This window comes from Micromonospora humi, assembly GCF_900090105.1.
Lineage (GTDB): Bacteria > Actinomycetota > Actinomycetes > Mycobacteriales > Micromonosporaceae > Micromonospora > Micromonospora humi.
In genome coordinates this window covers 125,902-138,808 of the sequence record NZ_FMDM01000015.1, presented here as the reverse complement: position 1 = coordinate 138,808, position 12,907 = coordinate 125,902, and the positions used below count along the sequence as shown (strand labels likewise).

The following is a 12,907-nucleotide window of genomic DNA, read 5'->3' as shown; positions in this document are numbered from 1 at the left end:
GGAACCGGGGCGACGGCGTCCGGGTTCTCCCGGGCGTCGTCGCCCCGCCGGTTCCCGCTCGCTTCGGCGGCTTCTCCGTCGCGGTGGCGGCGGCCGGGTGGGAGCGGTTCACGGGCGCCAGCCGCGCGCTACCAGCGCGGCCCGGATCTTCCGGACCAGGGCGGGGAACTCCCCACGCAGGTGTTCACCGGTCACATGCAGCACCAGCCAGCCCGCCTCAGCGAGTTCATCGAGCCGGTGCCGGTCGGGAGGCGGGTCGGGGTCGGCGTGGCGCCGGCGGTCGTACTCGACGGCGACCCGGAAGTCCGGCCAGGCCAGTGCGGGGTGCCGGACGAGTCCGGCCGGCACCCGCACCGGGTGCCGCGCCACCGGGCGTGGGAGACCGGCGAGCACGAGTCGCACCCGCAGGTGGGACTCGTGCGCGGACCGGGCGCAGCCGTCGGTCAGGCCGAACACCCAGGCCGCCCGGCGCCCGCCCGGCCGCCCGGCATTCCGGGCCGCCTCGGTGGCCAGCGCGGCCTGGTTGACCGCCGCGATGCGCAGCAGCCCGTCGATGATCCTGACGGCCCGCACCGGGTCACCCCAGACCGCCGTCTCCCAGGCGCAGGCCGCGGGTGCGGTGCGCGGCGGCCCGGTCGCGCCGGTCAGGTGCGGTGATCCGGTCAGGTGCGGTCGCCCGGCCGGTCCGGGCGGCCCGATGAGCGACCCCGGCCTGGTCGCGGTGGCGGTGCTGGTGGCCGTGGGGGTGTGGAGTCGGATGGGAGTGGCAGTGACGAGTCCCCTCCGGCTGGGGCCGAGGTCGCCCGGTCCGCCGACCTCGGCGGGGACGTGCCGGCCGCTCCGGGGCAGGCCGCGGTCGACCGCCAGGCCGCCGTGCCCGCCGACGATCGGGGCGTGGTGCACCCGGACCCCTGGCTGGGAGTCGGCCCGGACCGTGGCTGGCAGCAGGACGTGCACGTCGTCGGTGAAGGCGGCGGCGTGCTCGACGCCGTGCAGGTAGGCCGCCGACGGCCCCGCGATCAGGGCGTCGGGCGGCATGCGGAGCAGCACCGCGCGACAGGCCAGCTCGTGGTCGCGGTCGAGGCGGGCGTCGGCGTAGACGTCCTGCCGGAGGCGGACCCAGGACGCGCCCCGGAGGTGGTGCCGCGAGAGCAGCCCGCGGCGGACCGCGTCCGAGCCACGGAAGACCTGCCCGGCCAGCTCGGGCGGTCGATGAGGGTGAGGTGGCATGGAACGAGCGTGATGGCCCGGCGGCGCCTGCCGACACCCCTGTGGACAACCGCCGCCGGTGCCCGACGGGCACCCTGTGGACAACGCTCGCGACAGGCCCGCGATGTGCTAGAGGCCCACGCCGGCCCAGCCCGTGTCGGCGGCGAACGGGTCAGGAGAGCGCGGCGGTGACCGCCTCGGCGGCGGCGGTGACCTGGGCACCCACCTCGGCCACGTCCAGCGGGGTCAGCGACACCACGCCGACGCTCCCCTCCAGCCCGGGCACCCCGAGCACCGGCGCGGCCACCCCGTACGCGCCGGACTGGAGTTCGCCGCTGGTGCTGACCGGCCCGGCATCGCCGGCGCGTCCGGCCAGCACGGCCCGGCCCGCCGCGCCCCGCTCCAACGGATGCCGGGAGCCGGTCCGGTACGCCACGTGGAAGGCCGTCCAGCTGGGCTCGACCACCGCCAGCGCGACGCCCTCGCCGCCCTCGACCACGGTCAGGTGCGCGGTCGCCCCGGTCCGCTCGGCGAGGCGGCGCAGCGCGGGCATCGCCCCCTCGGCGAGCAGCGGTTGGGCGCGGCGGGCCAGGTGCAGCACGCCGACCCCGATCCGCAGCCGGCCCTCGCCGTCACGCCGGAGCATCCCGTGCGCGGCCAGCGCACCCACCAGCCGGTAGACGGCCGCGCGGCCGACGCCCAGCCGGTGCGCCGCCTCGGTGACGGTCAGCCCGCCCGGGGCGTCCGCGACGAGGTGCAGCAGGCGCAGCCCCCGATCCAGGGTCTGCGCGGTCTCCGGGGGGCGTGCCGCCGTGTCCACAGCACGCAGCGTACGACCCGGCTCCGGCCAACCTCGAAATGTGCGGACGGCTACCCTTGTGAGGTGACGCTACGCCTGTATGACACCGCCACCCGATCGGTGCGGGACTTCGTCCCGCGGGAAGCCGGCAAGGTGGGGGTCTACCTGTGTGGTCTCACGCTCCAGGCACCCCCGCACATCGGCCACCTTCGCTCCGGCGTCAACTACGACGTGCTGCGCCGCTGGCTGGTCCGCCACGGGTTCGAGGTCACGTTCATCCGCAACCTGACCGACATCGACGACAAGGTCCTCGCCAAGGCCATGGAGCAGGGCCGGCCGTTCTGGTCGATCGCGTACGCCAACGAGCAGATCCTCACCGCCTCCTACCACGCGCTGAACGTGCTCCCGCCGACCTACGAGCCGCGGGCCACCGGGCACGTCCCGGAGATGCACGAGCTGATCGCCCGCCTGATCGAGACCGGGCACGCCTACCCGGCCGGCGACGACTCCGGCGACGTCTACTTCGACGTGGCCTCCTGGCCGGCCTACGGCTCGCTGTCCGGGCAGGCCCCGGCCGACATGCAGCCCGCCGGGGACGCCCCCGACCGGGGCAAGAAGGACCCGCGTGACTTCGCGCTCTGGAAGGGCGCCAAGCCGGACGAACCGGCCGACGCTTCCTGGCCGTCGCCGTGGGGTCGCGGCCGACCCGGCTGGCACATCGAGTGCTCCGCGATGTGCTGGCGTTACCTGGGCGCCGAGTTCGACATCCACGGCGGCGGGCTCGACCTGACGTTCCCGCACCACGAGAACGAGATCGCCCAGTCGCAGGCCGCCGACCTGCCGTTCGCCCGCTACTGGGTGCACCACGGCCTGCTCGGCATCGGCGGCACCAAGATGGGCAAGTCGCTGGGCAACACGCTCGACCTCGACTACGTGGCCTCGCTCGGGGTGCGCCCGGTGGAGCTGCGTTACTACTACGCCGCCGCGCACTACCGGTCCCGCATCGACTACTCCGAGGACGCGCTGCGCGAGGCCGCGGTCGCGTACCGGAGGATCGAAGGCTTCGTGCAGCGGGCGGCCGAGCGGGTCGGCGCGGGTCGACCCGACGGGCTGCCGGACGCCTTCGCGGCGGCGATGGACGACGACCTCAACACCTCGGCGGCGCTCGCCGTGCTGCACGAGGTGGTCCGGGACGGCAACACGGCGCTGACCGGCGGGGACGATGTGACCGTCCGCACGACGCTCGCCGCCGCCCGGGCGATGCTGGATATCCTCGGCGTCGACCCCCTGGATCCGGCCTGGACCGGCGGCGACCGCGCGGGCGACCTGCGCGGCGTGGTGGACTCCCTGGTCGCGCTGGCCCTGGAGCAGCGCGCGCAGGCCCGCGGCCGCAAGGACTGGGCCGCCGCCGACGCCGTACGCGACCAGCTCAAGCAGGCCGGCGTGGTCGTCGAGGACACCCCCCAGGGCCCGCGTTGGACTATTGGAGAGCAGGACTGATGGCCGGCAACTCGCAGCGCCGTGGCCGGCGACTGACGCCGAAGGCGGGCGCCCCCAAGGGCACCGGTGGCAAGAACAAGGACTCCCTCGCCGGCCGGGGGCGTACCCTGCCCGCGGACGAGCGTCCCTGGCACAAGGCCTACTCGGGCACCGAGAAGCTGCCCCAGCGGACCGCCTGGAAGCAGGACAAGGAGCGCCGTGCCGCCGCCGAGGAGGGCCGCGCGCCCAAGATCGGCCAGCCGGGCAGCAAGGACACCACCTGGGGCAAGGGCGGCGGCCGGGGCGTACCCACCGCCACCAAGGGGCGAGGTGGCAAGCCCACCGGCCGCTCCGGCGGGCCCCGGGTCTCCCCGGGCCGCAAGTCGAACCCGTCGAAGGACAGCCCCGAGCTGCTCGTCGGGCGGAACCCGGTGCTGGAGTCGCTGCGCACGCAGGTGCCGGCGACCGCGCTCTACACCGCGCAGGGCATCGACGTCGACGACCGGGTCAAGGAGATCGTCCGCACCGCCGCCGACCGGGGCATCGCGATCCTCGAGGTCAGCCGCGCCGAGCTGGACCGGATGACCGGCGGCGTGCTGCACCAGGGCGTCGGCCTCCAGGTGCCGCCGTTCGCCTACGAACCGTTCGAGGACCTGGTCACCGCCGCGCTGGAGCAGGCCGCCCCGTTGCTGGTCGCGCTGGACGGGGTCACCGACCCGCGCAACCTCGGCGCGGTGATCCGGTCGGCCGCCGCGTTCGGCGCACAGGGTGTCTTCGTACCCGAGCGGCGTGCCGCCGGGATCACCGCGACCGCCTGGCGGACCAGCGCCGGCGCGGCCGCGCGCGTCCCGGTCGCCCAGGTCACCAACCTGACCCGGTCGCTCAAGGCGTGCAAGGAGGCCGGCTTCGTGGTGGTCGGCCTGGACGCCGACGGGCAGACCGACCTCTACGACCTCGAGGCCGCGGTCGGTCCGCTGGTCGTGGTGGTCGGCTCGGAGGGGCGGGGCCTGTCCCGCCTGGTCGGCGAGACCTGCGACCTGACCGTCAGCATCCCGATGGTCTCCGACGTCGAGTCGCTCAACGCCAGCGTCGCCGCCGCGGTCACGCTCGCCGAGGTCGCCCGCCGCCGCGCCGTCGAGGCCTGACACCGCACACGAAAAGGGGCGGTCCGCCGTGGCGGGCCGCCCCTTTCTTCGCGTACGTCAGATCCGGCGCCCGGTCGAGGCGTGGAAGACGTGGCTGCGGCCGGTGCGCGGCTTGACGAACACGGTGTCGCCCATGTTCGGCATGGTGCGCCGGTCGGTGCGGACCACGAACCGCTCGTTGTGGCCCTCGAGCGCGGCGTGGCCGTAGACGTTGGCGTCGGAGCCCAGGTCCTCGACCAGCTCGACCACGACCGGCATGCCGCCCTCGGACGGGCCGACCAGGTCGCAGTCCTCCGGGCGGAAGCCGACGGTGACCTTGCCGTCGCCGCCCTCGGCGCGGGCCGCCTCGATCTGCTCCCGGGTCAGCGGGACCATCAGCTCGGCGAACGCGCCGCCCTGATCGGTCAGCTTCACCGTCTTGATGTTCATGGCGGGGGAGCCCATGAAGCCGGCGACGAAGACGTTGGCGGGGGTGTCGTAGAGCGCCCGCGGGGTGTCCACCTGCTGGAGCACGCCGTCCAGCATGACCGCCACCCGGTGACCCATGGTCATGGCCTCGACCTGGTCGTGGGTGACGTAGACCGTGGTGACACCGAGCTTCGCCTGGAGCGAGGCGATCTGCGTACGGGTCTGCACACGGAGCTTGGCGTCGAGGTTCGACAGCGGCTCGTCCATGAGGAAGACCTGCGGCTCGCGGACGATCGCGCGGCCCATGGCGACCCGCTGGCGCTGACCGCCGGAGAGCGCCTTCGGCTTGCGGCTGAGGAACTCCTCCAGCTGGAGGAGGTTCGCCGCCTCCTTGACCCGCCGGTCGATCTCCGACTTCGAGGTCTTGCGCAGCTTGAGGGCGAACGCCATGTTCTCGTACACCGTCATGTGCGGGTAGAGGGCGTAGTTCTGGAAGACCATCGCGATGTCGCGGGCCTTCGGCGGGAGGTGGGTGACGTCCCGGTCGTCGATGTAGATCGCGCCGTCGTCGACGTCCTCCAGGCCGGCGAGCATCCGCAGGCTGGTGGACTTGCCGCAGCCGGACGGGCCGACCAGGACGAGGAACTCCCCGTCACCGATCTGGAGGTCGAGCTGGTTGACGGCGGGGCGCTCGGTGCCCGGATAGATCCGGGATGCCTTCGCGTAGGTGACCGTAGCCATGATGGAGCGCTTCCTTTCACCGGCAGGAACGTGCCGGACGATCCGAGTGAAGGAGCGACCGGCACCCAAGGTGCCGGCCAACACCGACGCCACCCGGGCAGCCGAGGCCGCTCGGAGTGTCATCCGTGTCACTGCACCGTAAACGTCTTTCACGATCGTGCCAAGGCGAGGAGCAACGGGTGGGACGGACGGCATACACATTTCGGTCACCCGGGCACGGCGAGGCATCAATCTCCCGGCCCGGAGGGCCATCTGGCGACGATCCGTCGGTCAGGCCGGTCGGGAAACTGACGTTTTCCGTGGTCGGGAGCGCTGCCAGGCGGGAATTCCGGGACCCAGTCGCTATGCTGAGCGCGTCACATGCGCCCCTGTAGCTCAGCTGGCCAGAGCACTCGCCTTGTAAGCGAGATGTCGCCGGTTCGATCCCGGCCGGGGGCTCCAATTCCACAAGGCGATCCCGGCCGGTGGCCGTCGTGATCCCCGGTTGACAGCAACGCTGACAGCAACGTGGGTCATGACAGCCCCCGCGCCTGGCGCATCGCATCGAGGTTGGCGTGAGCGTAGACCTTTGACGTCGGCGTGCCGGGCGAGGGCCTGGACGATGTGCGGGGGCACGCCCAACTCCATCAGCGGTGATACAACCGTGTGCCGCAGGTCGTGCACCGGACATCGGGCAACCCGGCGGACTCCCGGAGACGGACGCGCCGGCGTCGAGGTCGACGTCCGACCAGCGAAGCGCGACCAATTCCCGCGGGAGGGGCCCTAGCTCGTCAGGAACATGCCGGTCACGCCCACCACCGCCAGGACGACAGCAACGACGAGCACGTACCGCCGCGGACGCGACCGCCGAACGAAGTGGGTGGCCAATCCGAACGCGCCGCCGAGGATCGCCACCGCGAACCACGGGAAGGTCGTTGGCGTCGCCTGGCCGATGAAGAGCATCCACGTAGAGACGACCGCGACGAAGATCGTGGCGAAGGCGACCGTCTGCCGCATGTTCCGGTAGGCGGTGTGCCGCAACCGGCCGACCGACTCACGGTAGTCCTCCACCGCAGCAGCGCGTTCCCGCTCTGCGACCTGCCGCCGGTTGCTGCGGTTGTCAGCACCCCGGCCCCGACTCATGCCGCAGAAAATATCAATGACAGTCACGCTACCGCCGCCCTCGGTCACCAGGTGCCGTCGACCGGTACGTCACTGGCAGGTACAACGGTCTGCTCTACCGGGCGCGCGGGATACGCAGGGCTGACCAGGCCACCGCCTGACATGCCGACACCCGGCGTTCCACCGCCATCGCGCACACGACCGCCCCCGCCGAGTGGGGGCGCTCGGCGAGGGTGGCCATCGGACTGGCCGTGCGATCAGGGCGCCTCGGCCGTGGTGACGGTGAACGTGATGCGGTCGTCCGTCGGATCGACGTCCGGTGCGATGGCCCGGATCAGCGAGAACTGGATGTCGACCTGTCCCAACTCCCCGATCGGGGCGTCCGCGGCCGCGTTGACGATCAACGTCAGCCGGCGCTCCTCACCGTCCATGAGTGCCCCGCCTTCGACCGAGTTGAGGCCGCTGCCCTCGGTCCACGGCTCCCCGACCTGAGCCGGAAGGCGGTCGACGGTGTACCAGACGAAGCTGTGCGGGGCGTCGCCCACGTACCGCAGGGTCACCGGCAACCGACCCTCGAACCTGCCGTCGGGCTGCCGCACCAGCGTGACCGCGCTGGCGGCGCTCACTCGCAGGTCCGGCTGCGCGTCCTGCACGTAGGGCCGCGGGTTGGCGAGCGAGCCGGTGGTGGAGCGGAAGCGGGTCGAGAACGTCTCGTCGGTGATCACCGTGTCGCCCACCTTGACGACGATCCGGCCCGCACGGGCCTTCATGGCGTACGCCTGGGTCGGCGTCAACACCGCGAAGTCGAGAGTGAAGGTGCGCCGTTCACCCGGCTCGAGCTGGAAGCCGGCGAACTGGCACTCCACGCGGGTGCGCCCGTCCGACAAGATCTGGCCACTGTCGTTGCACTGGGCACCCCACTCGGGGTTCTGGAAGGAGACAGGAATGGGCTCGGTCATGACGTACGAGATGAAGCTCGGCTCGCTGCCCTGGTAGGACACATCGATCTCCAGTGAGCCGCGGTAGCCGCGCTCGGTCGGCTCGAGCACGAGCCGGTCCGACACGGTGGCGGTGGAGCCGGCGGTGGCGGCCTGTGCCGGCACCCCGACGAGCGCCAGGGACGCGGTCATCCCGAGCACGGCGGCCAGCATCGTGGACAGTTTGGTGCGCATGGCCCTCCCCGTGAACCCCGTTTCGTGGCGGACGGTTTGCCACCCGCCACGGAGGGTGGCGGTCGCGCCCATGGTGGCAGAGGCGGCCGGCTCACCGCTGCCCCGTTTCCCGCAGGCGGTGGCCGGACCGGCGCTCAGACGGCGATTCCGCGCGCCGGTCGGAGGCCCTCGACGATCAGATAGACACCCAGCGAGAACTCCCAGAAGGCGATGGGGAGAGCCCCGACCGCGGTCACCGGCGACAGCCGGTCCCAGAGGTCGAAGAGCACGCCGACGTCGGACGCGACGAGCAGCGGCGCGCCGACCAGCCCGAGCAGCGGGAGTACGCGCGGGACGAGGCGGAACTGGTACAGCAGGGAGCCCAGCAGCAGCGCGTTCACGGCCGGGACGAGGCTCTGGCTGAGCAGGAACATCGAGTCGTAGAGGCCGACCAGCGCCTGCCCGGTGACCAGCGCATCCGAGCCGGCTGCGGCCCGCCGCAGCCCGACGATCGTCAGGATGGCCGCGACGCCGACGAGGATGCCGGTGGCCTCCACCACCCGAGCGGCGACGAACCCCAGCGCCCGGGACTCGCCCTGCCGTCTGAGCACCGGGAACAGCGCGACGGCGGTGCCCACGCAGGCGAGGGCGACGACCACCTCGAGGGCGCCGCCGACGACGACCGGGGTCTCCGATCCGGTGCCCACCAGGTAGTCCGCGTCGCGTACCGGGCGGTACAGGGCGACGGTCGGGATCGAGACGAAGGTGAGCAGGTAGAACCCGCCGGCGACAAGCGAGGTCTTCCGCAGTGCGTCCGTCGGTGCCCCTTTCGCCGCCGCCATGCCATCGATGATGGCCACTCCACTGCCGGCTGCGAATCGGCCGCTCGGGCATCCTCGCCGCGGCGCGTCTCCTGGCGGGTGTTAAGCGGGGCCCCTTCCTATACCGAATGCGTTAACGGGGGGCCCCGCCTTGCAGGCGGTAGCCTGCTGGCGATGAGTCGGGCGGTGGAGGAGTCCAACCGGGCCATGCTGCGGGCCCGGGACGCGATGGACCGGGCGTACGCGCAGCCGCTGGACATCCCCGCGCTGGCCAGGATCGCGCACGTGTCCGAGGCGCACTTCATCCGCACCTTCCGCGCCACGTTCGGCGAGACACCGCACCGCTACCTGCAGCGCCGCCGCGTGGAGCGGGCCATGTCGATGCTGCGGGAGACCGACCGGGACGTCACCGACGTCTGCCTGGCCGTCGGCTTCGCCAGCCTCGGCACGTTCAGTCGGACCTTCCGGGAGATCGTCGGCATGTCCCCGAGCGACTTCCGGCGCCGTCGGAGCGCCGCCGCGAACGTGCCGAGCTGCTTCGCCAAATCCTGGACCAGACCGAGCAGTTTCGGATAAGCACCAGGTCAGGGCGTTGCTCTAGCGTCTGTGGCATGACGATGACTTCGATCTCCCGCTCCCAGATCTACGTCCTGGACCAGGACGAGGCGCTCGACTTCTACGTCGGCAAGTTGGGCATGGAGGTGAACACCGACCAGGATCTCGGCTTCATGCGCTGGCTCACGGTCAACGTGCCGGGCGACGTCGAGCGGGAGATCCTGCTGGAGAAGCCCGGCCCGCCCGCGTTGGACCCGAAGACCGCGGAGCAGGTCCGGGAGTTGCTCACCAAGGGCGCCGCCGGTGGCTTCCTGTTCCTCACCACCGACGACGCGCACAAGACGTACGCGGACCTGGTCGCCAAGGGCGTGGAGGTCACCGACGAGCCGACCGACCGGCCGTACGGGATCGACTTCGGCATCCGCGACCCGTTCGGCAACCGGATCCGGATCGGCCAGATGCACCCGCGTGAGCAGTGGGCGAACGGCTGACCGCGGGGCTGCGCGGATCGGGGGCGGCGGCTAGGGTCGGCCGTTCCCGATCTGGTGAGGTGACCGGTGGCGACCCGACTGCTGTTCCTGGCCCGACACGGCGAGCAGGAGGAGACCGGCACGGAGGCCCCGGAGGTGGGTCTCTCCGCCCGGGGCCGCCGGCAGGCGACGCTGCTCGGCGAGCGGCTGCGCGGGGCGCGGATCGACGCGGTGCACCACGGGCCGTTGGCCCGGGCGGCGGAGACCGCCGCGCTCGTGGCCGCCGCGCTGCCCGGTGTCCCGGTCCACGCGGACGACCGGGCCGGCGACCACATGCCGCACGACACCGACCCGACCGGCCTGCCGGAGCGGCACGCCGCGTTTCTCGGCCAGTTCACCGACGAGGAGCGGCGGGAGGGCCCGCGCGTGACGGCGGAGGCGGTGGCCCGATTCGCCACCGCTCCCGCCTCCGGCGACGTCCGTGAGCTGGTGGTCACCCACAACTTCCTGGTCGCCTGGCTGGTACGCCACGCGTTGGAGGCGCCGGAGCGCCGCTGGATCGGGCTGAACCACGCCAACTGCGCGCTGACCGTGATCCGCTACAGCGACGCCGCCCCACCCACGCTGATCACCCTGAACGACGCCGCCCACCTCCCACCCGCCCTACGAACCACCGGCCTCCCCGCCGACTACCACTTCTGACACCCAAGCCCCCCAAGTCCGCTCGCGTCGATCTTGGAGTTGTGGCACCTCTGACACCGGATGAAAGGTGCATTCGAGGCGCCACAACTCCAAGATCGCGGAAAAAGGCGGGGTGGGGGTCAGGGGCGGAGCTTTACCACGGCCTCGGCGACGGCGCGCGCGGACTGCGGGTTCTGGCCGGTGACCAGGTTGCCGTCGACCACCACGTGCTCGGTGAAGTTCGGCGCGGGGACGTGCTGCGCACCGGCCTCGGTGAGCTTGTCGGCGAGCAGGAACGGCACCACGTCGGTGAGGCCGACGGCGGCCTCCTCGTCGTTGGTGAAGCCGGCCACCCGCTTGCCGGCGATCAGCCTGGAGCCGTCGGTGAGGGTGAGGTTCACCAGCGCCGACGGGCCGTGGCAGACGGCGGCGACCACGCCGCCGCGCTCGTGGACCGAGCGGGCGATGCGGGCCAGGTCCTCGTCGTCGGGGAAGTCCCACATGGTGCCGTGGCCGCCGGCGAAGACGATCACGTCGTACCGGGACGGGTCGACGTCCGAGGCCTTCGGGGTGTCCGTCACGCCGGCGGTGGCCAGGAAGTCGTTCTGGGTCTTGTCGTCGGCGTCCCGGCCGTCGGTGGGCGGTTCGCCGCCGGCCACCGACACCAGGTCGACGTCGTACCCGGCGGCCCGGAAGACCTCCCACGGCTCGGCGGCCTCGCCGACGTAGTAGCCGGTCTTGCGGCCGGTGTCGCCGAGCTCGGAATGGCTGGTCAGGGCGATGAGTGCACGAGTCATACCACCCATGCTGGCGCGTCGAGCCATAGCTGACCAATAGGTAAGAGTCACGTCGGCGATAGGTTTGCTGATGTGAAGGCGTCCCTCGACCTGCTCCGCAGCTTCCTCGCCGTGCACCGCGCCGGTTCGATCACCGGCGCGGCCGAGCAGCTCGGTGTGGCGCAGCCCACGGTGACCGCGCAGCTCCGGGCGCTGGAGGAGGCGGTCGGGCGGCCGCTCTTCGACCGGCTGCCCCGCGGCGTCACCCCGACCGTCGCCGGGGACGAGCTGGCCCGCCGGGTGGCCGAGCCGCTGGACCGGCTCGCCGCCGTGCTGACCGGGGCGCCGGACACGGCGTACGCCCGGACGGTCTTCCTCGGCGGACCCGCCGAGTTGCTCGCCGAGCGGGTGCTGCCGGCGCTGGCCGGTCCGGTCGCCGACGGCCTGGAGCTGCGGGCGGTGGCCGGGATGCCGGAGGGGCTGCTGGACGACCTGGTCGCCGGCCGGCTCGACCTGGCGGTGACCAGCGTGCGGCCGCGCCGGCGGGGAGTGGTCGTCGAGCCGCTCTACGACGAGGAGTTCGTGCTGGTGGCCGCGCCGTCCTGGGCCGAGCGGCTGGCCGGGCCGGTGACCCCGGCGGCGCTGCGGGACGTGCCGCTGGTCGCCTGGGGCGAGGAGGCGCCGATCCTGCGGCGGTACTGGCGGACCGTCTTCGACACCCGGCTCACCCGCACGCCCAGCCTGGTCGTGGCGGACCTGCGGGCGGTCCGGGCGGCGGTGGCGGCGGGCGCCGGGGTGAGCGTGCTGCCCGCGTACCTCTGCCGGAGTGAGCTGGCCTCCGGCGCGTTGCGGGCGCTGCTCGCGCCGCCGGTGCCGCCGCTCAACACGCTCTTCCTCGCCGCCCGGCCGGGCGCGGCCGGGCGGCGCGAGGTGCAGGCCGTGCGGCGGACCCTGCTCGCGGCCGCGCCCGGTTGGTGAGCGGCGCCGGTCAGCCGGTGGCGCGGGTGAGCAGGCCGACCACCTCGGCGGTGGCGGCCGGCGGGGTGGCCTGCGGCGGGCAGTCCACGTAGCCGACGCTCGTCGGGCCGACGGTGAGGCGGTAGCTGAACGCGTCGGCGCACATGGTCGCCGGCACGGTGACCGCCGCCTCGGCGGCCAGCCGCGGGTCGGCGGCGAGCTGCCGCAGCCGGTCGAGGTCCGGTGCGGCGAGCCGGCCGTCGTGGGCGGCGCCGGCCCGGTCGGTCTTCGTCCAGCTGCCGTCGGGCCGCACGGTGACGGTGTCGGTCAGGCCGGCGATGCCGCCCGACTTCACGAGCGTCACCTCGACGCCGGGCAGTGCGGTGACGGCCGGGCCGACCGGCGGCGGGGTGTCGGCGCGGGCGCAGCCCGCGAGCGGGGTGAGGACGGCGGCGACGGCGATCGCCACGGCGGGGGCTGCTCTCATGCCGATCGGACGCGCGACGGGGCCACCCGGTTCCGGACCACCGCGCCTCCTCATCCGTTCGGTCAGTGTCTGGGACGGGAAACCGTCGCCCTCTTTCACGCCTGTCGATGTCTCAGCTATATCTACA

The 12,907-nt window shown here is 72.9% G+C and carries 14 protein-coding genes and 1 tRNA gene; 7 read left to right on the top strand and 8 right to left on the bottom strand.

Annotated elements, in window-relative coordinates:
• Nucleotides 1-108: 108 nt before the first annotated feature.
• Both GA0070213_RS25400 and GA0070213_RS25395 read right to left on the bottom strand, forming a co-directional pair.
• Nucleotides 109-1,230 (bottom strand): hypothetical protein, encoded by a 1,122-nt coding sequence (locus GA0070213_RS25400; protein WP_091069961.1) that lies wholly within the window; start codon nucleotides 1,228-1,230, stop codon nucleotides 109-111.
• A gap of 151 nt (nucleotides 1,231-1,381) precedes the next feature.
• Complete coding sequence (locus GA0070213_RS25395) at nucleotides 1,382-2,029, bottom strand: IclR family transcriptional regulator (RefSeq protein ID WP_091069958.1); 648 nt, start codon at nucleotides 2,027-2,029, stop codon at nucleotides 1,382-1,384.
• 63 nt (nucleotides 2,030-2,092) lie between these two features.
• Between GA0070213_RS25395 and cysS the strand changes: the two genes are divergently transcribed.
• Together cysS and rlmB are read left to right on the top strand one after the other, a co-directional pair.
• Nucleotides 2,093-3,508, top strand: coding sequence for a cysteine--tRNA ligase (gene cysS / locus GA0070213_RS25390; protein WP_091069955.1), 1,416 nt, complete (start codon nucleotides 2,093-2,095; stop codon nucleotides 3,506-3,508).
• Nucleotides 3,508-4,632, top strand: coding sequence for a 23S rRNA (guanosine(2251)-2'-O)-methyltransferase RlmB (gene rlmB, locus GA0070213_RS25385; RefSeq protein ID WP_091069953.1), 1,125 nt, complete (start codon nucleotides 3,508-3,510; stop codon nucleotides 4,630-4,632). The genes cysS and rlmB overlap by 1 nt, the downstream gene beginning before the upstream one ends.
• Nucleotides 4,633-4,689: 57 nt before the next feature.
• On the opposite strand, the gene GA0070213_RS25380 is transcribed toward rlmB, so the two are convergent.
• Nucleotides 4,690-5,781, bottom strand: a complete 1,092-nt coding sequence (locus GA0070213_RS25380) for an ABC transporter ATP-binding protein (protein ID WP_091069951.1) — start codon at nucleotides 5,779-5,781, stop codon at nucleotides 4,690-4,692.
• A gap of 364 nt (nucleotides 5,782-6,145) precedes the next feature.
• Here GA0070213_RS25380 and GA0070213_RS25375 point away from each other — a divergent pair.
• A tRNA-Thr gene (locus GA0070213_RS25375) sits at nucleotides 6,146-6,222 on the top strand.
• A 321-nt stretch (nucleotides 6,223-6,543) separates the two neighbouring features.
• Here GA0070213_RS25375 and GA0070213_RS25365 read toward each other — a convergent pair.
• The 3 genes from GA0070213_RS25365 to GA0070213_RS25355 all read right to left on the bottom strand — a co-directional run bounded on the left by GA0070213_RS25365 (nucleotide 6,544) and on the right by GA0070213_RS25355 (nucleotide 8,875).
• Nucleotides 6,544-6,951, bottom strand: coding sequence for a hypothetical protein (locus GA0070213_RS25365; protein WP_091069949.1), 408 nt, complete (start codon nucleotides 6,949-6,951; stop codon nucleotides 6,544-6,546).
• Nucleotides 6,952-7,139: 188 nt separating this feature from the next.
• A complete protein-coding gene (locus tag GA0070213_RS25360) occupies nucleotides 7,140-8,054 on the bottom strand; it encodes a hypothetical protein (RefSeq protein ID WP_091069947.1) in 915 nt (304 codons plus the stop codon).
• A gap of 134 nt (nucleotides 8,055-8,188) precedes the next feature.
• The gene (locus GA0070213_RS25355) at nucleotides 8,189-8,875 is read right to left on the bottom strand and encodes a DUF4386 domain-containing protein (protein WP_091070082.1); all 687 of its coding nucleotides are present in this window, start codon (nucleotides 8,873-8,875) and stop codon (nucleotides 8,189-8,191) included.
• Between the two features lie 153 nt (nucleotides 8,876-9,028).
• On the opposite strand from GA0070213_RS25355, the gene GA0070213_RS25350 reads away from it, so the two are divergent.
• The 3 genes from GA0070213_RS25350 to GA0070213_RS25340 all read left to right on the top strand — a co-directional run bounded on the left by GA0070213_RS25350 (nucleotide 9,029) and on the right by GA0070213_RS25340 (nucleotide 10,581).
• The gene (locus GA0070213_RS25350; RefSeq protein ID WP_175441484.1) at nucleotides 9,029-9,430 is read left to right on the top strand and encodes a helix-turn-helix domain-containing protein; all 402 of its coding nucleotides are present in this window, start codon (nucleotides 9,029-9,031) and stop codon (nucleotides 9,428-9,430) included.
• A gap of 35 nt (nucleotides 9,431-9,465) precedes the next feature.
• Nucleotides 9,466-9,900, top strand: a complete 435-nt coding sequence (locus tag GA0070213_RS25345; RefSeq protein WP_091069944.1) for a VOC family protein — start codon at nucleotides 9,466-9,468, stop codon at nucleotides 9,898-9,900.
• A 66-nt stretch (nucleotides 9,901-9,966) separates the two neighbouring features.
• Nucleotides 9,967-10,581, top strand: a complete 615-nt coding sequence (locus tag GA0070213_RS25340; RefSeq protein WP_091069941.1) for a histidine phosphatase family protein — start codon at nucleotides 9,967-9,969, stop codon at nucleotides 10,579-10,581.
• A 119-nt stretch (nucleotides 10,582-10,700) separates the two neighbouring features.
• Here GA0070213_RS25340 and GA0070213_RS25335 read toward each other — a convergent pair whose 3' ends face one another.
• Nucleotides 10,701-11,357, bottom strand: a complete 657-nt coding sequence (locus tag GA0070213_RS25335; protein ID WP_245716545.1) for a type 1 glutamine amidotransferase domain-containing protein — start codon at nucleotides 11,355-11,357, stop codon at nucleotides 10,701-10,703.
• Nucleotides 11,358-11,429: 72 nt separating this feature from the next.
• Here GA0070213_RS25335 and GA0070213_RS25330 point away from each other — a divergent pair, with 72 nt between their 5' ends.
• Nucleotides 11,430-12,314, top strand: coding sequence for a LysR family transcriptional regulator (locus GA0070213_RS25330; RefSeq protein WP_091069936.1), 885 nt, complete (start codon nucleotides 11,430-11,432; stop codon nucleotides 12,312-12,314).
• Between the two features lie 10 nt (nucleotides 12,315-12,324).
• On the opposite strand, the gene GA0070213_RS25325 is transcribed toward GA0070213_RS25330, so the two are convergent.
• Nucleotides 12,325-12,762 carry a hypothetical protein gene (locus tag GA0070213_RS25325; protein ID WP_091069934.1) on the bottom strand — a complete coding sequence of 146 codons (438 nt, stop codon included), beginning with the start codon at nucleotides 12,760-12,762 and terminating at the stop codon, nucleotides 12,325-12,327.
• Nucleotides 12,763-12,907: the final 145 nt, after the last annotated feature.

Excerpts from the sequence above, each read along its gene's own strand:
- GA0070213_RS25400 (WP_091069961.1), bottom strand. The coding sequence starts at position 1,230 with ATGCCACCTCACCCTCATCGACCGCCCGAGCTGGCCGGGCAGGTCTTC.
- rlmB (WP_091069953.1), top strand. The coding sequence starts at position 3,508 with ATGGCCGGCAACTCGCAGCGCCGTGGCCGGCGACTGACGCCGAAGGCG.
- GA0070213_RS25380 (WP_091069951.1), bottom strand. The coding sequence starts at position 5,781 with ATGGCTACGGTCACCTACGCGAAGGCATCCCGGATCTATCCGGGCACC.
- GA0070213_RS25360 (WP_091069947.1), bottom strand. The coding sequence starts at position 8,054 with ATGCGCACCAAACTGTCCACGATGCTGGCCGCCGTGCTCGGGATGACC.
- GA0070213_RS25355 (WP_091070082.1), bottom strand. The coding sequence starts at position 8,875 with ATGGCGGCGGCGAAAGGGGCACCGACGGACGCACTGCGGAAGACCTCG.
- GA0070213_RS25350 (WP_175441484.1), top strand. The coding sequence starts at position 9,029 with ATGAGTCGGGCGGTGGAGGAGTCCAACCGGGCCATGCTGCGGGCCCGG.
- GA0070213_RS25345 (WP_091069944.1), top strand. The coding sequence starts at position 9,466 with ATGACGATGACTTCGATCTCCCGCTCCCAGATCTACGTCCTGGACCAG.
- GA0070213_RS25335 (WP_245716545.1), bottom strand. The coding sequence starts at position 11,357 with ATGACTCGTGCACTCATCGCCCTGACCAGCCATTCCGAGCTCGGCGAC.